The sequence below is a fragment of the Desulfovibrio sp. genome (genome assembly GCA_016208105.1).
Lineage (GTDB): Bacteria > Desulfobacterota > Desulfovibrionia > Desulfovibrionales > Desulfovibrionaceae > Fundidesulfovibrio.
On sequence record JACQYS010000010.1, the window covers coordinates 1 to 21,480 of the forward strand.

General features: G+C 58.6%; 17 protein-coding genes and 1 other RNA gene. 5 read left to right on the forward strand and 13 right to left on the reverse strand.

From position 1 onward, the window contains the following. Positions 1 to 348: 348 nt before the first annotated feature. The 7 genes from HY795_05215 to ssrA all read right to left on the reverse strand — a co-directional run bounded on the left by HY795_05215 (position 349) and on the right by ssrA (position 7,111). On the reverse strand, positions 349 to 1,194 hold the full coding sequence (locus tag HY795_05215; GenBank protein ID MBI4804617.1) for a hypothetical protein: 846 nt from the start codon (positions 1,192 to 1,194) through the stop codon (positions 349 to 351). Between the two features lie 915 nt (positions 1,195 to 2,109). Further along, positions 2,110 to 3,459, reverse strand: a complete 1,350-nt coding sequence (locus tag HY795_05220; GenBank protein ID MBI4804618.1) for an AAA family ATPase — start codon at positions 3,457 to 3,459, stop codon at positions 2,110 to 2,112. Next, positions 3,456 to 3,812 carry a helix-turn-helix domain-containing protein gene (locus HY795_05225; GenBank protein MBI4804619.1) on the reverse strand — a complete coding sequence of 119 codons (357 nt, stop codon included), beginning with the start codon at positions 3,810 to 3,812 and terminating at the stop codon, positions 3,456 to 3,458. Before HY795_05225 ends, HY795_05220 begins: the two co-directional genes overlap by 4 nt. Next, the gene (locus tag HY795_05230) at positions 3,805 to 4,017 is read right to left on the reverse strand and encodes an AlpA family phage regulatory protein (protein ID MBI4804620.1); all 213 of its coding nucleotides are present in this window, start codon (positions 4,015 to 4,017) and stop codon (positions 3,805 to 3,807) included. Before HY795_05230 ends, HY795_05225 begins: the two co-directional genes overlap by 8 nt. Positions 4,018 to 4,185: 168 nt before the next feature. Beyond that, positions 4,186 to 5,184, reverse strand: a complete 999-nt coding sequence (locus HY795_05235; GenBank protein ID MBI4804621.1) for a hypothetical protein — start codon at positions 5,182 to 5,184, stop codon at positions 4,186 to 4,188. A gap of 103 nt (positions 5,185 to 5,287) precedes the next feature. Beyond that, positions 5,288 to 6,511 (reverse strand): tyrosine-type recombinase/integrase, encoded by a 1,224-nt coding sequence (locus HY795_05240; GenBank protein ID MBI4804622.1) that lies wholly within the window; start codon positions 6,509 to 6,511, stop codon positions 5,288 to 5,290. Positions 6,512 to 6,758: 247 nt separating this feature from the next. Beyond that, positions 6,759 to 7,111: a transfer-messenger RNA gene (ssrA, locus tag HY795_05245) on the reverse strand. 125 nt (positions 7,112 to 7,236) lie between these two features. On the opposite strand from ssrA, the gene HY795_05250 reads away from it, so the two are divergent. The 3 genes from HY795_05250 to HY795_05260 all read left to right on the forward strand — a co-directional run bounded on the left by HY795_05250 (position 7,237) and on the right by HY795_05260 (position 11,520). After that, on the forward strand, positions 7,237 to 7,797 hold the full coding sequence (locus tag HY795_05250) for a cupin domain-containing protein (protein ID MBI4804623.1): 561 nt from the start codon (positions 7,237 to 7,239) through the stop codon (positions 7,795 to 7,797). An 11-nt stretch (positions 7,798 to 7,808) separates the two neighbouring features. Continuing rightward, complete coding sequence (locus HY795_05255) at positions 7,809 to 9,473, forward strand: AMP-binding protein (protein MBI4804624.1); 1,665 nt, start codon at positions 7,809 to 7,811, stop codon at positions 9,471 to 9,473. 235 nt (positions 9,474 to 9,708) lie between these two features. Beyond that, positions 9,709 to 11,520, forward strand: a complete 1,812-nt coding sequence (locus tag HY795_05260; GenBank protein MBI4804625.1) for a CZB domain-containing protein — start codon at positions 9,709 to 9,711, stop codon at positions 11,518 to 11,520. A 241-nt stretch (positions 11,521 to 11,761) separates the two neighbouring features. Here the strand turns inward: HY795_05260 and HY795_05265 are convergent, their stop codons facing one another. The 6 genes from HY795_05265 to HY795_05290 form a co-directional block, all read right to left on the reverse strand. Further along, positions 11,762 to 12,982, reverse strand: coding sequence for an aldo/keto reductase (locus HY795_05265; protein MBI4804626.1), 1,221 nt, complete (start codon positions 12,980 to 12,982; stop codon positions 11,762 to 11,764). A gap of 93 nt (positions 12,983 to 13,075) precedes the next feature. Continuing rightward, positions 13,076 to 14,818, reverse strand: coding sequence for a 4Fe-4S binding protein (locus tag HY795_05270; protein ID MBI4804627.1), 1,743 nt, complete (start codon positions 14,816 to 14,818; stop codon positions 13,076 to 13,078). 14 nt (positions 14,819 to 14,832) lie between these two features. Further along, the gene (locus HY795_05275) at positions 14,833 to 15,813 is read right to left on the reverse strand and encodes a DUF362 domain-containing protein (GenBank protein MBI4804628.1); all 981 of its coding nucleotides are present in this window, start codon (positions 15,811 to 15,813) and stop codon (positions 14,833 to 14,835) included. Between the two features lie 41 nt (positions 15,814 to 15,854). Next, entirely contained in the window at positions 15,855 to 16,874 is a 1,020-nt protein-coding gene (locus HY795_05280; GenBank protein ID MBI4804629.1) for a hypothetical protein, read from the reverse strand. A 22-nt stretch (positions 16,875 to 16,896) separates the two neighbouring features. Further along, a complete protein-coding gene (locus HY795_05285) occupies positions 16,897 to 17,508 on the reverse strand; it encodes a hypothetical protein (protein ID MBI4804630.1) in 612 nt (203 codons plus the stop codon). Between the two features lie 186 nt (positions 17,509 to 17,694). After that, positions 17,695 to 19,143 (reverse strand): outer membrane homotrimeric porin, encoded by a 1,449-nt coding sequence (locus tag HY795_05290; GenBank protein MBI4804631.1) that lies wholly within the window; start codon positions 19,141 to 19,143, stop codon positions 17,695 to 17,697. A 556-nt stretch (positions 19,144 to 19,699) separates the two neighbouring features. Here HY795_05290 and HY795_05295 point away from each other — a divergent pair. Together HY795_05295 and HY795_05300 are read left to right on the forward strand one after the other, a co-directional pair. Continuing rightward, positions 19,700 to 20,104, forward strand: a complete 405-nt coding sequence (locus tag HY795_05295) for a hypothetical protein (protein MBI4804632.1) — start codon at positions 19,700 to 19,702, stop codon at positions 20,102 to 20,104. An 87-nt stretch (positions 20,105 to 20,191) separates the two neighbouring features. Beyond that, positions 20,192 to 21,349, forward strand: a complete 1,158-nt coding sequence (locus HY795_05300) for a glycosyltransferase family 2 protein (protein ID MBI4804633.1) — start codon at positions 20,192 to 20,194, stop codon at positions 21,347 to 21,349. The last annotated feature ends 131 nt before the right edge of the window (positions 21,350 to 21,480 follow it).

Here is a 21,480-nt window from a genome sequence, read left to right on the forward strand (position 1 = left end):
AGGCCTTTTCGGTTCCGAACCGGCGCTGGAATGTAATCAGGTCCATATCGTGGTAAGGTTTGGCCATGGCGAGCCTCCTCAACAGTCTAGATTCTTTCTATAAAGTATGGAAATTGCGGAGCGAAGGCAATAGCCACGAATTCAAAAGGCCCACTCTATAAAAGGAGTGGACCTTCTGAATCGATAAGTCTCTAGAAGTTTCTTAGCGTTTCCTTCATCAATCTCAAGTGCTCCCGCACCTCCGCTCGCAGTTCCTGTTCTTCCGCTGAGTAATAACCGTGCTTCAAAGCATTCTTGTTGCCTCTTGGTGCTCCAGGTGATTTTCCTCCATGCAGACGGCAACGGCCATTAGCCATCGCTGGTTGCTGGCAGGGTACCCCCGTCCTCTTGCATCTCGCACCACACCTCTTGACCGTCCTCAAGTCGAAGCGGGATTCCGGCTTTTCCCTGGTCGATGGCCCGCAGGCAAGGGGTTGTATCTCCTTTTTTTTGTCCATCCCTCCCCCCTCCAGGTTGATTGACGTTGCCGACGATGGCTTGCCCGCCCTGGTAGACGTGGACATGCTCCACGATGACCTTTTGTTGTCCGCCCTTGCGGTACTTGGTCAGGGCTTCCATTTGGGCTGTGTAGGTTCGCATGAAACGGTCTGCAAACTTGAGATTGAACTCACGCCCGTAGGATGTCTGGTCCTTGAGCATGGCCCGTCGCATGCAGTCCATCGCGGCGTTGTTTGAGGCAAGCATTTGGCCCACAAGTAGGGCTTCCGTGGCGTCTCCAGGCTTTAACTCAAGGAGGTTAGCCGCTGAATCATTCAACGCTTTCTGGACAGTCTCCGCATCTTGCCCGAAAAAAGGGGTTATCGCTTGAGTTACCTGGGCAATAAAATTGGCCCCTTGCGCTACGGAGCTGAAGCCCGTTGAGTTTTGAATTGCTTCTGCCCAGAATGCTAACTTGTTGTCTGGTCCTGCATGGCCGATCTCAAAGCTCTTGCCCTGGGTGACTTTGAATCTGGGTGGTTTTGTTTTGGCCTTTTCACGTGAGGACCATGCATCAACCTTAGCTTTCTCTTCCGTTGTCAATTCCTGAACGGGCATGGTTTCTTTTGGAGGAACACCGGTTTTTTGTGTTTTTGTTTTATTCTTGGTTGAACGGCTCTTTGAAGTCTTAGCAGGGGGCGTCTTGTTTTCTTTCATGAGGTATTGCCTCCATCATGGGCTTACGTGTGATTCTGAGACCCGATCCAGGCCGTGGAGCAGCAAAATTCATCTGACGCTTGCCTTGTTCCCGGCGTTTCTTTCTTGTCTCTACTCCGATGTTCGGATTGCCTCCCATGCGGAAGGGCCAGCACGGGCAGGGGGGATGATGTTCTACAGCCTGATAGGCGTCACAGTCCGCCGCGCCATCGGGCATGCAGTCGAGGCAACGGGCCTTGATGATTCTCACAAGAGAACGGCCAGCCCCTTTCGGGATGGCTCCCCGTCGGTAGAGATGGAAAGCGCAGGATTTGGACGGACAGGCCGCAATCTCCGACCACTGGCCGCCACAACACCACATGCAGAATGCGCGGATTGCTTCTAAAGGGCTCCGGCGCTTGCCCTCGTATTTCGTCGGGGTCATGCTTCTACCTCTTGAAGCCGCAACCGGGCTTCGGCTTGAATGACTGTTACCCACCTGGGGGATAAGTGGCGGGGTTGTCCTTGGCTTTGGTGGGCAAGCCAGGACACCACGCCACGAGGTTCGCGCTCGAACAGGGCCAGGGCCTCCAGGGGAGGGGCTTCGGGAAGAAGAACCGGAGTGGAGTTCTCGCGCGCGCGAAGTTGTGTCCGCTCGGTGTCCGCATCGGTCGAATCTGAAGGTTTGGGACGTGGGACAAAACGGCTCGGAAACACGGCGTTCTGTCCCACTGTTTTGTTCCCTGTCCCACTGTCTGTCCCGGTGTTTGTCCCAGGTGAGACAGTCCGTAACACCTTTTCAGCCAATGATTTGAGGGTGGGTGCCTTTATTTCTGTCCCGCTGGGTGTCCCACTCTCGGGGGCTTTGTCCCACTGTCCCACGCCATAGGGAATGAGACAGTGGGACACATGGGGTATGGAGGAGGTGGCGCTCCTTTATGCCGCCTCCAGTTTCCGTTTCATTCTCTGGACGGTGGACCTGGGGATGCCGGTCTCTTCGGCAATCTCCCGGACGGTCATCTTTTCATCCAGCAAGGCGCGAATCTGGGCTAACCGCGCGTCTTCGATGTCGCGGCATCGCCAGACAAGGGCGTCACCTTGAGTTTCAAGCGTGGCCTCGAAGCTCTTGGCGTCTTCGCCGCAGATACCCCGAGCCTTTTCAAGGTGGACTTCGAAACGTGCGCCTTCTTCCTGTTGGTAGTCGTGGGGGCGTCTGAGAGCTATCACCGTATCAAGCACGTCTTCGCGGCTGGACGTACCCCGTTGCTGGCCGCCTTTCCCGGCGTGGTGGACCATGCATACGCTCAAGCCCCGCTGGCGCAGGCCAAGCATCCATGCCTGGACCGGCAACCAGCCTTCGGCGTCATTTTCCCGGCCAGCCCGCGCCAAAGTGGCAAGGTTATCCACCACAACCAGGTCAACGCCCTCAAGGTGCGGCATGATGGCCGCTTGCCCTTCAGGCGTAGCGAGATTGGGCATTCGCAACCCCAGGCCTTGAAGATCGGGTGTGATGAATTGCAGCCAATCGGGGCCGGGCAGTTCCAGTTCATACCCGGCCACGATGGCGGCCAGCCGTTGCTGCATGGTGTTGGCTGGCATCTCGCCGTCCAGGTAGAGCACCCGGCGGGGTTTGGGAGCCTGCCAGCGGAACACCCACTGCCCCGAAGCGGCGGCATAAGCCAGGCTCAGCGCCACGAAGGTCTTGCCCACCCCGCGCGGAGCGTAGAGCATCACAAGGCCCTGGCGGGGTATCACGGGGGTGAGGATGTACTCGCGCGGTGGCAGCTCCAATGAGAGCAGTTGCGCCGCGTCAGCCACCACAAGGCGCGGCCCGTTGAGCACTGCCGTTGCCCCCGCCTTGTTCGCCAGCCGGGCCAGGGCGGGCAGGTCGCGGGTCATGTCGTGGCCGCCGTCCACAAGGGCCAGGCCTGTTTCAACAAAGGATCGCCGCGCGGCCATTTCACGGACGATCCGAACGGACTCAATGAAGTTGCCAACGTACCCCGCCGCAATTTCCGCCAAGCGGATCGGGCCGCCAACGTCTTCGAGCTTCCCCATTTGCGAGAGCGAATCAGCCAGGGTCACAAGGTCAACGGTTCTAGCTTGCTCCCGCAACGTCAGCATGGCCTGGTACATGATCCTATGGGAGGGGACGTGGAAGCTCTCCGGGCTCAGTTCTACGGCTGCCTCTTCGATGCGTTCCGGACGGGCCATAATCGCGGCCAGTACGGATTGTTCCGCGTCGGGGTTCGAGGGCATGGGTTTGGAATGGTCAATGCCGCTCATCGGCAGTCCCCCCGAAGGATGTAGCGGGCCACGTTGTGGGCGCGGCCTTCGGAGGTCAGGTCAGGGACACGGATGGTCTGGATGTCGTAACCTTGTTTGCGAAGCTCCATGACACGGGCTGCGGGGTGGAGCACGTCCAGTTCCCGCCGGGCCTCCAGGGTGGTCAGGCTCCGGTTGCGGAGAACTTCCAGAAGGCGCTTGCGCTGGGCGTCGGAGGTGTTGGCCGCTTCGTCGATCTTGACCGGAGCGGCGGTTTGGGACAGATTGGGGGTGTTGTTTTCTACGTTTGTGTTTTCAGAAAAGCCCTGGTGCCAGCTGGGGTTTTTCTGTTTCTGGGGGGTGTTGTTACTCATGGGGCACCCCCTGACCGGAGGCGAGGCGTTCCACGATGGCGTCGATCTGGCTCTCCGGCCAAGCCACGGCACGGGCTCCGAGTTTCACCGGGCGGGGGAATACCCCGAGGCGTACGAGGTCGAGGAAACGGCTACGTTTGTAGCCTACACGGTCAAGGACGGTAGGGAGGCGAAGAAGGCGTTCTTTTTGATGCTCGGCTTGCATTGGCAAACCCTCCTAAAGGTGTTTACCAGTACAAACCAAATAAAACCGAAAGACATAAGTGGCCAGAGGAAGTAATTATTAAATTGTCACGGTGACATAGCTCACGAATCTTGAGCTTGTCACAGTGACACACTAGTAGTTATATTAAGTTGTCACCCTATTATAACCTTAATATTTTCCTGGGAAAAGTCCGATTTCCGCATTCGCAATTATTCTTTTTGCTTTGTCGATGTCGCGTAATACTACTCTACGGACGTCGTCATCAAGATCCCGCTCATATATAGCAGATGATATTTCGCGAATTGTTTTGCCTTCTTTCTTTAAGTCAAAAGCACGTAAGTAGCGTCGCAATTCTTCGAGATTTCCTGTTACTGTTGGGTGTTGGAACTGGAAACTATCATGTAAGCTGTGTTTTTGTTCATATTTTATCTTGTCTTTGTGTGAGTTAATTAAATCTTTTATCTGATTGAATATTTGTTTATTGCTTAATCCAACAATGTCAATCTCAACAAATAAGTTGTTAGACTCAGAAAACCATTCATGTAAGACAGTGTATAGGTCGTCTATGCTTGGTTTCTTGCCATACTTGTCTTCAAACATTTCAATACTGCAATTAACTGTTGTTTGTAGTTCTTTCTTGTCATTCATGTCAATTATTTTGCGCTTTATTCTGTCGTGTCTATACACAAACATTCTTGCAATATTATATATCCTTCCTGTTGGTTTAGTAAAATTTTCTATATACTCATCTGAGAATACATCCCCAAAAATAATGTATGTAAAAATTAACTCTTCTTTATGTGGGAACTTATTGTATATTGCGTACTCAAATATGTTATCAGGGTTGTAGTTTAGCTGAAGATCACGTGCGTCAGTGTAGATTATCTTTAATACTCTAAACGCAGAGCTTAAGTCTAGTATTGTAGTGTAGTTGCCAAATGAATCAAATGGATTATTCAAGCAATCCAAATCAGGATTGTTTTTCAAGACATTATTTACCCATTCCACAGTTTCCTTATATATAATGCTTCGTTTAAGATATTCAGCCCACAACAGGTAGTATGGTTGAAGTCTAGTCAGCTCTTCTAGAATAGACGGAAGTGATCCACCCAAATCATCTCTTTTCCCAAAGTCTTCGAGAAATTCTAAAAAAGATATTTCTTCCACAGTTAAGTCTCCCACAGTCCTTGATCCAAAATTTCCTTGTACAGCCAGCAGTGAATCAGGAATTAGGGATGGAGCTACTCCGCCCCTAGGCCGGGAAATGCTGCTAATTACCTTTCATTCGCTCTTGATGAATCGGTATCACTTTTGCGCCAGACTTCAAGGCGTCCAGGTAATCCGCCCAGGCCTGCATCATCTTCCGCCGCTCAGGTAAGAACTCAGCATAGTTATACGCCGCTCGGATGTTGTCACGCTCGGCATGGGCAAGCTGGCGCTCGATGGCGTCACGGTTCCAGCCTTGTTCGTTAAGCAGGGTAGAGGCCATGGACCGAAACCCGTGGCCGGTCAGTTCGTCTTTGGTGTAGCCCAGGCGGCGTAGGGCTCCATTGACGGTGTTCTCGCTCATGGGCCGGTCCAGGGTCCGCATGGAAGGGAAGAGGTACTTCCCGTGGCCGGTGATTGGGCGCAGTTCTTCGATGATGGCGATGGCCTGCCTGCATAGAGGGACGATGTGCTGCTCTCGCATCTTCATCTTGTGGCCGGGAATTCGCCACTCCTTGGCCTCCTGGTCGATCTCGCTCCACTCAGCATGGCGAAGCTCGCCAGGGCGCACGAACACCAGGGGGGCCAAGCGCAGGGCGCAAGCTGTGACCGGCGAGCCCTGGTAATTGTCCATGGAGCGGAGGAGGGGGGCGATAGCCTTGGGGTCTATGATGCTGGGGTGGTGTTTTTCTTTGACCGGAGGGAGAGCCCCGCGAAGGTCGGCGGCGGGATTTCTCTCGCATCTGCCAGTGGCGATGCCGTAGCGAAAAACTTGGCCGCATCCTTGGATGGTTCTGTGCGCCATTTCCAGGGCTCCACGTGACTCGATGCGGCGGGCCAGCGTCAGGATTTCGGGGGCAGTGACGTCCTTGATTGGGCGCGGGCCGATCCAGGGGAAGACGTTCAATTCCAGACGGCGAAGGATTTGCCCACCGTGTTCCTCGGTCCAGGTAGGTTGGAACTTGGCCCACCATTCGCGGGCAATGCGCTCGAACGTCTCGACGTTCTCGGCATCCTGAGTCTCAACGGCTTTGCGAACTTGGGCAGGGTCAATGCACTGGGCGAGAAGCCTGCGGGCTTCGTCGCGCCGCTCGCGGGCATCCTTGAGGGAAACGTCAGGGTAGACCCCGAGGGACAGCATGTTGGCCTTGCCGTTGAAGCGATACCGGAAGCGCCAACGCTTTCCCCCGCTAGGGGCGATCTCCAGGGACAGGCCTCGGGCGTCTGCGATCCTGACGAGGGTGGGGCCGGGCTTTGCGTTCCTCACGGCCAGATCGGTAAGTGCCATGTGAGTAACCTCCGGAAAAGGTCGAGAGCCTTGTGAGTAACCTCCGCAGGTGGGAGGCTAAGAGGGGTGCGGCTTAGGTGCGTTACTCACAGCACCTTTCCCCGTATGCTCTCATTACTCACAGGGTTACTCACAAAAATATTGGCTGTCAACGGACCAAAACGGACTAAGGCGGACCTTGCGGCCCGCCTTTTTCCTTAAATTCCTGGGGGATGTGGACTTTGTTGGACTGTACTGGAAGTCCTGTTGGTGGAGGCGGGGGGAATCGAACCCCCGTCCGAGAACGCTGGGGCAAAGCTTCTACAGGCATAGGCCGGAAATTAATCTCGGTTCGGACTTGCCTTCCGGCCGGGCGTCCCGAACCCAGACCATTTAGGTTCTTACGCTCGCTTCAACAGTCGAACAGCGAACGCCAGCCCAGGGGGGTGTCCTCCACATCCAGCTTACCGGGCGTGTGCTGGAGGAAGGCTGGCCTTAAGCGGCCAGAGCGTAGTCGTAATCGTTGGCGATTATCTTGTTTTCCGCATTTTTAACGAGGCCATGCGGACCCTCGGCCTGCAACCTTGACGTCGCAATCCCCGTCGAAACCAGTGCGCCCCCAGGGATGTGCCAGAGCTACATATAAGACCTTCCCGCCGTTCGGCAACCCCTCATTAGTGTGAATAATGCTCGTATTTCTGACCGATTTGGGATATTTGCGCCCAACAAATGCCTAGGAGGATTTCATGAGCCTTCCGACTTCCTACGACCGCGACATCTCCCGGCGTATCAAGGATTTGCGCGAAGTCCTAAACCTTTCACCAGAGGATCTGGCCGGGCATCTGGACGTTTCGGTGGAAGACATCCTGTCCTACGAATCCGGGGAACGCGAAGTCCCGGTCAGCTACCTCTACGCGGTGGCCAAGGCCACGGGGGTGGATCTTACGGCCCTCATCACAGGAACCGAGGCGAAGCTGCACCAGTACTGCCTGGTCAAGAAGGGCCAAGGCCTCTCCGCCACGCGCCGCAAGGCCTATAAGTACCAGTCCCTGGCGTACCGGTTCAACAAGCCTTCCATGGAGCCCTTCCTGGTAACCGTTCCCCCGCGCGAACGCGAAGGCATGGATTACAACCAGCATGCCGGAGAGGAGTTCATCTTCCTGCTTCAGGGGCGAATGGAAGTGGTGCTGGGCAAGGACACGGTGGTCCTCGAACCGCAGGACAGCCTGTATTTCAGCTCCACGATCCCGCACGCCATGCGTGCCCTGGATGGAAAAGAGGCCGTTTTCCTGGACGTCATCATCTAGAGGGATGGACAATGCAGCCTGAATTTACGCGCTACGAGAGCTTCGATGATTTTTCCGCCCAATTTAAAGTGGATGTTCCCGCCAACTACAATTTCGCGTTCGACTTCCTGGACGTGGAGGCGAAGAAGGACCCCAAACGCCCGGCCATGGTGCACATAGGCCCGGACGGAACGCGCCGCGACTACGACCTGGTCTTCTTCAGCGCCCACTCGAACAGGTTGGCCAACGCCTTCAAGGCCCTGGGCATCGGCAAGGGCGACAAGATCATGATCGTGCTCCAGCGCCGCGTGGAGTTCTGGGTGGCGGTTCTGGCCCTCCACAAGATCGGGGCCGTGCCTGTGCCTTCGCCGCATCTGCTCACCGCGCACGACGTGGAATTTCGCGTGAACAAGGCGGGCATCAAGGGCTGCGTGGTCGAAGAGGATTTCGTGGAGCGTGTGGACGCCGTCAAGGCCGCCTGCCCGACGCTTAAGATGTTCGTCCGGGTTGGCGAAAAACCGGTCGGTTCCGGCTGGAGCGCCTACGAAGCCATCGAGGCGGCCGCGTCCGCGGATTTTGCCAGGCCGGCCGACGCTCCCGGCGGCGACGACATCATGTTCATCTTCTTTTCCTCAGGCACCACCGGCATGCCCAAGATGGTGGTGCACAACCACAAGTATCCGCTGGGGCACATAACCACCGGCGTCTACTGGCACGACCTGCGCCCCGGCGACCTGCACCTCACCGTGGCCGATACCGGGTGGGCCAAGTCCATCTGGGGCAAGTTCTTCGGCCAGTGGATGGCCGGGGCCTGCGTGTTCACCTGGGACTACCGGGGCAAGTTCGTCCCGGCCGAGCTTCTCCAGGTGATCTGCGACCATAAGGTCACCGTGTTCTGCGCCCCTCCCACTATCTACCGTTTCCTCATCCGCGAGGACCTCACCAAGTTCGACCTCTCCAACCTCCGGCACTGCACCACGGCGGGCGAGCTCCTGAACGAGGGAGTGTTCCACGCCTGGAAGAAGGCCACCGGGCTCACCATCTACGAGGGATACGGCCAGACCGAGACCACCCTGCAGATCGGCGCCTTCGGCAACATGCCCGTGAAACCGGGCTCCATCGGCAAACCCTGCCCAGGGTGGGACATCGTGCTTCTGGACGCCAGGGACAACCTCTGTCCGGCCGGTGAGGAGGGAGAAATCTGCATTCGCCTTGGCGACGGCAAGACCCTGGGGCTTTTCGAGGGGTACCTGTACGAGCCCGAGAAGACGGCCTCGGTGATGTACGGAGGCTACTACCACACCGGAGACAAGGCCTGGGCCGATGAGGACGGCTACTTCTGGTTCCTTGGCCGCAACGACGACCTCATCAAGTCCAGCGGCTACCGCATCGGGCCTTTCGAGGTGGAAAGCGCCCTGATTACGCACCCGGCCGTGGTCGAGGCCGCAGTTACCGGCGTTCCCGATGCCGAGCGCGGCCAGGCGGTGAAGGCCACCCTGGTTCTTGCTCCAGGATACGAGCCGTCTCCGGAACTGGTGAAGGAGATCCAGAACCACGTGAAAAGCGTGACCGCTCCTTATAAGTATCCCCGGATAGTGGAGTTTCTTCCTGAGCTTCCCAAGACCATCAGCGGCAAGATCAAGCGTGCCGAAATCCGGGCCAAGGACGAGGGAAAAGACACAGGCTCGGCCATATAAAGCCTTCTCCCATTCCGCTATTTGCCTCTTCCCATCAAAGAGCCGCAGGGTGTCCCGCGGCTCTTTGTTTTTACTCTTCCATTTTCCAATACATTTTCGCGTTAAATACCTGCTTTCCTACCTTTTCGGAATAGGTTTGGTATGCTAATTATTTGGTTTACAAACAGAGTACGCGCCCGTGGGGGGCATGTAAGCCTGCTGGTTTATGGATCATTTCATTTGGAGGGGGGGACTCATGCGTTGGGCAGACATGAAAATCGGTCGGAAAATACAGCTGGGTTTTTTCAGCGTTACAGCAATCTTTCTCATTGTGCTTTTGCTGACGTCGCGGGAAGTCAGCGACGTGAATTATCACGCCAACGGCACCATGCAGAAGTACGACCTCTCCATGAGCCTCTTGCAGCGCGAGATCGACCACCTCAAATGGGCGCAGGCCCTTGGCCAGTTCGTGCACGACCATAGCGCCACGGAGCTTTCCGTCTCTTCGGACGCCACCAAGTGCGCCTTTGGCAAATGGTTCTACAGCGACGACCGCACGAAGCTCGAACAGGCCAGCCCGGAGCTCAAAAGCCTGCTCACGTCCATTGAACAGCCCCACAAGGAGCTTCACGGAACGGCCATCTCCATCCAGAAGTTCAAGAAGGAGCAGAACCAGGCTCAAGCACAGGAGGCCTACACCACGCAGACGCTGAAGTCCCTGGCCTCGGTGCAGGAGCTCTTGCAGGGCATGCGGGAGAAGGTGAAGGCAGGCATCGATACGGACAAGAAAGCGTTGATGTCCGACCTCGATTTCACGAAGATCCTTCTCTACGCGTCAACCGCCATTTCCGTTGTGCTTGCCGTGTTGCTCAGCATGTTCATATCCAGGGCAATTTCCAAGCCCGTACGGTTTCTTGCGGACTGTTCGGTGAGCATTGCCGGTGGCGACCTTTCCACCAAGTGCAAGCTTTCCCAAAATGACGAGCTGGGCCAGCTTTCCGAGTCCATGGCCACCATGGTGGATGGGTTGAAGGACAAGATCGCCGAAGCCGACCGCAAGGCCGTGGAGGCTGATGGCCATTCCAAGCAGGCCGAGGAGGCCCTTGCCCAGGCCGAGACCAAGGAACACCAGATCAAGAGCATTCTGGACATGATCCGCTCCATCGCCCACGAATCCCTGGAGCTCTCGGACAGCTTGAGCGGCTATGCCGGTAGGCTGTCGACACAGATGGAGCAGGTCAAGCGGGGCACGGAAGTGCAGAAGAGCCGGTTGTCCGAAGCGGCATCGGCCATGGAGCAGATGAACGCCACGGTTCTGGAGGTGGCCAAGAACGCCAGCGATGCCGCGGACAGCGCGGGCACCGCCCAGGAAAAGGCTCGCGAAGGGGCTGACATCGTCATCGAGAGCGTCAAAGCCATAGACAAGGTAAGCTCCGTTACCGAGCATCTTCGTTCGAACATGAACGAACTCGGCACCCAGGCCCAATCCATCGGCCAAGTCATGAACGTCATCAGCGACATCGCGGACCAGACCAACCTGCTGGCCTTAAACGCCGCCATAGAGGCGGCCAGGGCAGGCGAAGCAGGGCGCGGGTTCGCCGTGGTGGCCGACGAGGTTCGCAAACTGGCCGAGAAGACCATGGGCGCCACCCAGGAGGTCGGCGGCAAGATAAAGGCCATTCAGGATTCCGTGGGCCTTAGCATCCGGGACATGGAAGAGGCGGCCAAGGCCGTCAACCACTCCAATGATCTTGCTGAAGCATCTGGAAAATCACTCCAGCAGATTGTGGATTTGACCAACGTGAACGCCCAGAACGTGCAGAGCATAGCTGCCGCTGCCGAGGAGCAGTCTTCCGCTTCGGAGCACATTAACGGCAGCCTGACCGATGTGAATGCTGTGGCGCACCAGACCGAAGCGGGCATGGCCGAAACAGTGGAAGTGGTGGAACGTCTTGCGGAAATGGCGGATCAGCTCAAGGGGCTCATCGCTCAGATGCAGAACACCGGCGACGGCGATACGGGCGCTCGCCAGCTGTCCCATGGCATGGGGCAAAGGCGGTTGAATTAACGTAGACTGTCCTGTTTGAAAGTTACCCAATTAAGGCGCCGGTTTTCCGGCGCCTTTTTGTTTTCCGGCACCCTGTTCGCTGCCGCTTTTCGGGAAGCTGGTCCGGGTGGCTGCCCCAGCGGGCCACGTTACATGCGCAGCTAGAGTAATCAAGGCGGCTCCAGTGAAATACCGGAACCTCCTGGATGGTTCTTCAGAATGCATGGAGGGGGTGGGGTATCCCGCAAAAGCCTCTCACATGCTAGGCCAGAAGCGTTTGGGCCTCGCGCATGAGCTCCGCAATGGCCAGCCCCTGCGGGCAGGCCCGCTCGGCGCCGGAGTAGTCCACTTCCAGAAGCTTGGCGCGGGTTTCGTCAGGAAGCGAGGCGAAAACCTCCCTGGCCAGATCCTTGTCGCCATAGTCGCGGTAGTACATCAGGCAGCGCATGACGTCGTTCACAGCCACAAGCCCGCCCACCGCGCCCTGGCAGATGCTGCCGCATCCGGCGCAGTAGTCGCACTTGGTGTCCTCGGCCAGGGTTTTGAAAACCTCGACGTCCTCGCGGGCAAGAGAAGTCTTGTCCCGGGCAGAGGCCACGTTGGCCGAAAGGATGGTCAGGTTGGGCATCTGGGAGCAGATGCTGGCGATGAGCGGCTCTTCCCAGACCGCCTTGAGCTTGGCCTGCTTGTCCGTGAAACCGCGGCTTAGGAACCTGCCGGCCATCTTGAGTTCCGCCTCGGAGTCGGTCTTCACCGGGCCGCCGCCCTGGGTCTTCATGGCCACCACGCCGATGCCGGTTTTGGCGCAGGCTTCCATGGCTTCGCGCATCTTGGGAGTCTGCATGAGGCGGTAGTTGTAGGTGACCATGACCGCGTCGATCCAGTCGAGCTTGGCGGCACCTAACATGCAGTCTTCCATGTTGGTGTGGGTGCTGAAGCCGAAGAACTTCATCTTGCCGGCCTTTTTCATGGCCGCTGCCCAGTCTTTGTGCGCAGCCATCTCGTCGATTCCTGAAATGGCGTGAATGAAAAAGAGGTCCACGTAGTCCGTCTGGAGCCTTTTTAGGGCGGCATCGAGCTTGGCGGTATAGTCGGTGCCGGCCTTGGGCACGATTTTGGTGACCAGGAAGATGTCCTTTCGTGCTCCCGGGTTGCGGCTGAAGTAGCGGCCGAAACCCTCTTCCGAGAGACCGTTGCCGTAGGCTTCGGCCGTGTCCCAATAGGTGACGCCCCAGGCGTGGGCTTGTTTGAGCAGCAGTTGGTTGTTGATGGTGTCGAACATGCCGCCAAGGCTCAAGACGGACACGTCCACGCCGGTTTTACCAAGCTTGCGCTTGGGGATGCCGCCAGCTTGAGAAGCGGCTGGATCGCCTTGCGCGGCGAGAGCCTGGGCCGGGGCCATCCCGGCTGCAAGGCCGGAAACTCCGGCAGCTTTGAGAAAGTCCCTGCGGGAGAATCCTGGTTTGTCGTTCTTATTATTCATGGTCGGTCCCTCCTAGCCGTACCTTCAACCGGCCGATTGGCTGTCGTGTGGAGACATGTTTGTTTTCATACATCGAGACTCAGGAAATGCAATTTATATGAGCATCCGCCCCGGGCGCGAGCGGGACTCGTTTTCGCTGTAGACCCGTATGGCCCGAAGCCCGGAAACCGGGCATTCGTGTTCGCACATGCCGCAGCCGATGCAGCGGGCCGGGTCCACGAAGGGCCGCTGCAGCCGCACCACGATGTCCGCCTTGTCTCCGGCGGCAAGGCCCGGCCAGCCGGACGGGGGCCTGTCCAGCGTAAGGCGCTGCCCGGCCAGGGCCAGTATGCGCCTGGGCGTGGCGTCCGGGCGCGAACTCGGCCGCACGGCGTAGTCGCCACTCCCCAGATTGATGCCGGACGATACGGGTGTGGTCAGAAGATCGAGGCTGTCCGCCTGGACGCGGGCCACGGCCACCCTGCCGTCGCGTATGGTTTCGAACACCGTGCGGGTGTAGATGGCCTTGGGGCTTACCGGGCAGAGCTCCTGGCAGACGATGCAGGGCCTGTCCATGACCCAGGGCAGGCAGCGCGAGCGGTCCACGAAGGCCGTGCCCAGGCGTACCGGGCCGAGCTTGGCGAATTCACCCACCCCGTGCTTTTCTTCCAGGCTCAAGGGCCGGATGGCCGCTGTGGGACACACCTGGCCGCAGGCGACGCAGTTCACCTGGCAGCCGCTGCGCCCGATGCGGAAGTTGAGATTCGGGGTCCACAGCCCCTGCACACCGGATTCGAACAATGATGGCTGGATGATGTTGGAGGGGCAGGCCCGCATGCACTGGCCGCAGCGTATGCAGCGGCTCAAGAAGCGGTCCTCGTCCAGGGAGCCCGGCGGCCGGATGAGCGAGGCGTTGCGGTTCGCCCCGGCCAACGCGCCCACCTGCCACAATGGAGCGGCAAGGGCTCCGGCGGCCACGGATACGATGAGCCCTCGCCGTGAAACAGAGACCATCGGCAGTTCGCCTGCGGCCGAAGGCTGGGGTCTGAAGCCTATGCGTCCGCTGGGACAGCTGCTTAAGCAGTTCAGGCAGAGCACGCATTCGCTCTGGATGATCTCGCCCGAGGGGCGGCATCCGCCCTCGCAGTATTCCTCGCACAGGCGGCAGTCGCCACATTTATGGGCGTCCACCTTGCCGATCCGCCAGGGAGCGAAACGCGCCAGCACCGCGAAAAGCCCGCCCAGCGGGCACAGGAAGCGGCAGAAGAACCTGGGCCGAAGAAGGTTGAGCCCCACCACGGCGATAAGCACAGCCCCGAAGAGCCAGGCTGATTCGTAGAAACGGGGCTCGTCGGTCAGAACTCCGGTGCCGGGATCGGCCAGGGGCAAAAGCGTGAAGTTCACGGACCGGTGCAACAGGGGCAGGGGGTCCAGAAGTCCGGTCTGAACCGAGCCCATGGCCGCGCAGACAAGAAAGAAGACGAGAAGAAGGTATTTGAACCCCTGGAGGCCATGGTGGGCGTTGGCCTTGACCCGCTCGTCCCTGGAGGCCAGGCGGCGCGAGATCCAGCCGGTGGCCTGGTTTATTGTGCCCAGGGGGCAGGCGAATCCGCAGAAAAAACGTCCAAGCGCCGCCGTGAGCACTGCCGCGAGCACCGCCCAGATGAGTTGGGAATAGAGTGTCCCAGTGGCCAGAACAGTGGCCAGGGCGGTGAGCGGGTCGAGGCTCAGAAACCAGTTTATGGGCCAGCCGCGAAGCTGCCACCAGGCCGGTCCCACCGTGGCCACCACGCAGAACCACAGGAACACGGCGAGAAAAAAGGCCTGGCTTATGCGGCGGGCCGGGACGATTCGCATGTTCTGCGGTCTGCCTATGCGCCCGCGCTTAAGTACACGGGGTTCAGGGTTTTGTAGTCGATGGTGCCAGCACCCAGGGCCTGGGCCATGCTGATGTAGGGAACATCGTCCAAAGTCCTGCCCAGCAGCTCCACCCCCAGCGCGTCCGCCGCAACCGGATCGGTGGACACGATGAGGGTCCCCGTGGCTTTGAGGTCCGAAAGGGAGCCTCCGGTTGGTCCGTTGGTCATCATGGAGACCGTGCCGTCCAGCACGGACAGGGTGGGGCGCACCAAAAGGGACAACTCGGAGATGATGCCGTTGATGTCCTGGTGGAAGACATTTCGCCTCCCGCCGAGCAAACCGTACATGTTCTTCAACAGCATGGACGCACCGGCCCGGGCGTGGTCCTTTACCGGAGAAAGCGCGATCACCTTGGTGATGCCTGTGAAGGCTCCGGCCAGAACCGGCCAGTCCTTGATGAGCTTGCCGTTGGGCAGGGTGGCCGGGGAGAACAGGCCCGCCCTGGGAATGATGATCTGGGCTCCCGCCGAGCGCGCGGCGCCGGTGATTCCGGTGATCTCGAAGCAGCTTTCAGGGTTGTTGATGGGGTTGTCCGTCACCGACACCCTGGCCGCCCCGGCCTTGAAACAGGCCCCAGCCACCGCGGCCACCAGTTCCGGGCTGGTGGTGGCCCCCAGGGCGGCCGGAGAGGCGAACGCGGCGTTGACCTTCAAGAGAACCTTGTCGCCCTTGGCGATGAAGGCCCCCAGCCCGCCCAGGGCGTTCACGCCCTGCTCGAACATGGCCGCCCTGTCCGAACCGCGAACAACGGCCATGCGAGGCTTTCCAGCCGCGATGTCCTTTATGGAAAAATCGCCCAGGCCGGCCAGGGCCTTTTGCTCGGGCACCGGGGGCGGGGGGGAGTGGTCATGAAGGGCCAGCCCGAGTCCGCAGGCTCCCACAGCTATTGCCGAAGCCCCGGCCACGCGCTTGAGAAAATCGCGGCGGTTCATTTCCGCATCGATCTCGGATTGTGCCGCGGGGTCGTGTTTGGTCACGGCTGTTTCCCCTCCAGGAACTTGGTCAGCAGGGCGGCAAGTTCCAGTGCCGCCTCGGCGCTGGCGGCGTCGTGCACGCCAGCCAGTATGCGCCCTCTGGACATCACCACCTGGGCCAGATTGTCCAGGGCCATGACCGTGACGCCCGCCAAGCCAGCAGGAGCCTTCACTTGCTTGAAACCATTGGCGGCCAGGAAGGCGGTATAGGCCTTGGCCTGGGCCGCTGCTTCTTCGGCTGTGGCGCGTACGGCCAGGAAGGCCGCTGCTTCGCCGCCAGGAAGCGAATATTCGGCGGTGTAGACGTTTTCCAGGCCTTCCATGCCCAACGCATCGGTGACGGCCAGCCGCAGGCTGTCTTTTCTTAAGCCTGTAGCGGGAAAGAGGTCCGCATCGGCCGGCTGGGAATCGTCCCTGGGCAATACCGAAAGGAGCGATTGGGCCAGGGCCTCCAGGGCCGGACCTATTTCAGGCGTGGCCTTGTCCGCCACAAGCTCGATATAGAAGCGCCCGGAGGTAAGAAACACGGCGTTTTCCGTGGCGTAGGCGTTTGGAGAGAGCGCAAGGGGCAGGGCTCCCTGGCGGCGCTGCCCGCTGAAAACCGCGAAGGCGTCCTTGGGGGATTCCATGGCGTAGAGGAACGTTTCCACCCTGGCCTGGCTTGAATCTCCCGAAGAGAACGACCGGCAGGACATCTCCTGGAAGCCGGAGGCCAGATAGAGCTCGGCCTTGCCGTCTATCTTGTCCGAGAGTGTCTCCGGGGTGTAGCTTTCCACCCCGGACAGGGCGGAATATCCCTGGAGATCGGCCAGATAGGAGGCCGTCTGCGAAGACGCGCCCGCCTGCTGGCCGGTGAGCAACCTGCCTGCCCCTTTGGGGTGGTTCATGGCCACGATCACCGCGGGGTTGAACTGCGCCTGGCTCAAGAAGAGCCAGACGGCAACCGCAGCCAGAACCGCCAGAACGCCGTATCCGGCTCTTTTCTCGCCGGTAGTTGCCCGAATTTTTGCCCGCGCCATCACACTTGTTCGCCCCGTACGTCTATTTGGATATCTTCGTGCCCTGCTTGAGGTCGTAGCACGGCGTGAAGGTGAGATCCTTGCAGAGGGCGTCCTCGGGAGTCTTGCCTGCGGTCAGTTCACCGTTTTTCATGATGAAGCGGAGTTCACCAGCGACCTTCATGCCTTCGGAAACCGCTTTCTCAAGCCTGTCCTTGGTGGCGCCGTATTCGCCCTCGGCCTTGTTCTTGTGGAACTGCCTGCGCCATTCGATCCATTGTTTCGGGGTCATGGCGCTCTGGTCCACGAACACGTAGTAGACCACGCCGTCCGGGCAATCTTCTTCAAGATACAAGGTGTATTCCAGCGGGGAATCAGGACTGGCCGGTTTGGCTATGCGGGCTTTTTCGCCCTCTTCGATAAGCCAGGCGACCGGGCACTTGCGTGTGGCCACGAAGTCTTTGACCGAGCCGAACAGGAAGGCCGGTTCCATTTCGTCGGCCAGGAAGAAGCCGGAGAGAAATTGCTGCGGCGGTGAAAAATCCTGCAAGGCGTTGGCCTTGCGTAACTCGGCGGCTTTCTGGCTGGCTGCGGACACGGGAGAAAAACAGGCCAGGACAAACAGGCTCACAAGGATGGCGAACAGACGGGGCATCGGCTCCTCCCAGTTAAGTCGCGCTAATTCAATACCGAATACTACTTTAGGAAAACTAGAAGATCATGGTCAAGTGTCAATTAGGGCGAACGATACCGTGAACGAGGGAGCTGGAAATATGAAGCATGTATAAAAAAAGGCGGCTGGGAGTGCCCCAGCCGCCCGCAATGTCCGGCGAATTCGATGCTAGAACTTGTACGTCAGGCCGAAAGCGACTTTCCAGGGATCGCTTCCGGTCTGATTGACGAACCTGCGGCCCCAGACGGACTTCTGGAACTGGCCGTGGGCCCAGCCGGTTTCGACAACGGCGGAGAGGTTCTCGTAGATCTTGTATTCGTGGTCGAAGTTGATGCCCACGACGTACTCGTCGGTGGTCAGGTCGCGACCGATCTGCACGTAGTTGCCGGTGCCCCACAGGGCGTTGGCCTGGCGCAGGGCGCGGGGCGAGTTGGTGCCCCTGGCGTAGGTGAAGGTGATGCGGTGCGTGAAGTCCTGAATGAAGCTCATCTTGTTCAGGCTTGCCGCGAAGCCCCAGGATCCCGTGGGGTTCAAGGCCATGTTGCCGCTCACCAGCTGCTGGCTGCAGTCAAACAGGAAGGAGGTGCTCGGGCCCCAGTTCTGAACCACGGTGGGCATGCGCTCGGAGCCGTTGCGCATGGAGGAATCTTCGCCCGTGGAATACCAGAAGGTCAGCTGCGGGGTGAGCATGTCGAAGCCGGTGTACTCGGCGGCGACGTCGAGGAACAAGCCGCCGCGACGGTTCTTGCCGCGGTCGTTACCGTTGCCTTCTCCGTAGATGAAGTCGGCGTAGAACTTGAAGGGATCAAGCGCGGTCAGGCTGAAAGTGGAACCGGCCCACCAGTACACGTTCTGGGTGTTGCGGAAGGTGTTCGGGGCAAGCAGGGTTCCGGCGGAAAACAGGTTGGTCGACAACGTCTCGGACGAGAAACGGTTGGAACCCGTGCCGATGGTGGTGTACCCGGCGTTGCGGCCGGCCACGGCGAGCATTGCCCACGGGGTGGCGGCAAAGCCTTCCACGGTGATGGGCAGGGTCAGGAAATAGGCGTCGAATTCGTCGGGCACCTGTGTGGTGGAAGGATCGAAATCCTTGTTGGTATCCAGGAGCCGTGCAAAGCCGCCGGTGATCTTGAACGCGTCGCACACGGGAATGGACACCGCGGCGGCGGCCAGGCGGGTGCCGCCGATCACCGGGCTGGAGGCCAGCATGGGGTTGGAGATGGGCAGGTCGAAGTCCTGCATGCCGATGGTGAACATGACGTCCGTACCGGGCCATTTGAACTGCAGGAAGGCCTGGTAGACGTCTAGGGCCGTGGTCGGGTTGTCCACGGTGAAGGTGTCGTTACCCCAGACCCGGTTCTGGACGCGGATGCCAAGGCGGAACTTGAGGTTCTCGTTGGCGATGAAGTCGGTGCGCAGGCGGAAGCGTTCCCAGATGACAAAGGAGTCGGCGGTTTTGGTGCCGTTGTTGTTCCAGCCGGTGTAGTCGAACTTCGACCAGAAGTTGCCATGGATGCGCGCATCGCCGACCATTTTCACTTCGGTTGCGGCCATGGCCAGGCTCGCGCAGCCGAGCATCAGGGTGGTGAATAAAAGAAGCCCCCCGAGACGTTTCATTGAGTTTCCTCCTTTGTATTGTCTACAGTTCGCCGGATTGCCGATGTGGGTTCGATGCCACCGGATGAACGCAATGAGGCAACGAATGCAGAGAACAGACAGACGTTGCAGCGGCATGTCAGAAAGCATCGGAAGAAAAATGACGTTCGCGACGGTTGTCGCGTCACGCACGAATTATTCAGTTAGCGGATACAGCGGAACGTTCAGACGAATGAATCCGGCTGCACCATGAACCTGGATGACCGACGTGCCCGGAACTGTGAAAAACGCCGTCGTATCATCCCAACTTGGTAGTGTTTTGGGATGATAACTAAATTTTTCACAAATGCAAAGCATTTCCTCGCCAAGGTGCATGACTGCTCGCTGATTGGCTCCTTGCAGTTTCAGATTACAGGCAGTGGAAGTACATGAGGCGGGAACAATTGAAGGCATTCATTCTTTGTATCATACTTTTTTGGTATGGTATTGTAGCGTGGGAATACCGAGATTCTGTACAGTACAGCCAACGACAGGGTTGCCCTGCTGTCCATGATCGGCTAACCAGCCACGCATGGCAATCAATGGAGCTGGCGGCACACCTGGCGGGGCGGGACGTTTTTTCCTGGGGCTCGGGATGATGATCGCTGGCGGTTATCTTTTCCTGAATTCAATCCGGGTCTACCATCTCTTCAACTTCGGCTATTCCCTCTTTGCCTTCGGCGGAGTGCGTTTCACCACGGGGATGACGCTTATTCCAATGATCCTTGGCATTGCCATGATATTCTACAACGCCCGCAATCCCTTTGGATGGTTGCTCGGCTTAGGCAGCCTGGTGGCTCTCTGCGTCGGTGTCATCGCCTCCATCCAGTTCTCGTTTGCCAGCATGTCGCTTTTTGATCTCCTGATCATTCTGGTTCTTTTCGTTGGCGGGGCAGGGCTGTTTTTAAGCTCCCTGCGGTCCGCCAATTCCGGAACCGCCTGACAGACAACCCCCTGCCTTTTCTTGAACGAAGCCCCCCATATGAGCCTTATGGAACGGTCTTTGCTCTGTTTAAGGCCGGGGTAAAAAATGAACACCGCCGACGTCAGCCTCGTCACCTATACCTACAATGACGGCCACTTCGTGGACGGCCTTCTCGCAGACATGGCGGGCTGGGACGTCCGTCCCCGGGAAGTTGTGGTCGTTGACGACGGTTCCGCAGAGCCCTACCAAGCGCCGGCATGCCCTGTTCCTGTGAAGGTGATCCGTCATGGCTCGAACTTGGGGATCCCCCACACCAAGCATGAGGCCATCTCTTCGGCGGATTCCCAGGTTCTGCTGGCCATGGACTGCGACACCCGCGTGGTTCCTTCCTGGCTGTCCACGTGTCTTCCCTTCGCGCTCAAGCCGGAAGTCGGGCTGGTTTCAGGCCCTGTAATCTATCTTTCCGGCGACGACCTCGTCTCACGCTATCAAAGGACTTTCGGCGACAACCACAATCTGGGCGTGGCCGGGGAAACGGTGTTCGTTCCGGGCAACGCTTTTCTTCTGAGGCGTTCGGTCTGGGCCGCTTCGGGCGGTTTGGCCGGCTTCCAGGGAGAGGTTTGCGAAGACCATTTCTTCTGCAACAGGTTGCGGGAAATGGGGCTCAAGCTCTGGATAGAAGACAAGGCCAGGGCCTGCCAGGTGCGGCGCATCACCCGCGTGGCCATGCTCAGGCGCTATTGGAAGTGGTGCCACGCGCATGTGAAGACGCATGCCCTGGATACTCCGGACATCGCCAAGTACGCCACGGTGGTGCTGGCCTTGCCCCACGGGGAGCGCGTCCAGACGGCCATCGACAGGGAAGAGCCGCTCTTCATTTACCTTGAGATCGTTTTTCTCAGTTATACCATTCTGGATACGTTGGATCACCTTGAGGCAAAGGGCATCGACACCAAAAACCTGAAACAAGCCTGGTGGAACGGTCTGGGCGTTCGTTTTTCGCGCTATCCCGCCTTGTGGGCTTTTTTGCGCATTGACCTTTCCAGGCTTGGGCAGGCGGCATCGCCCTGTACCGAAAGCGGAGGGGATTCGCCGTGGCAAGCGGCTTTCGAAACCATGGACGCGCTTCAGGGCAGCGGGCTCTACGAGTGGTTGTCCAGGGCTGGCGTAGCCGCCATGGCTGCCGAGGACAGCTCCGTTGCCTATGATTTCTCCTTCTATGAAAAGGCCGAGTTTTCGGCTCGGGATTTTCACGCCTCCTGATCAATTCGTTCCTGATCCAGTGGACACGAACATTTCGCCATCAGGTTTCTTGTCCAAAGGATGAGGAAAAATCCTTGAAATATCATGAGACAAAGAAAAGGGAGTCAGGCACGTATGCCCGGCTCCCTTCT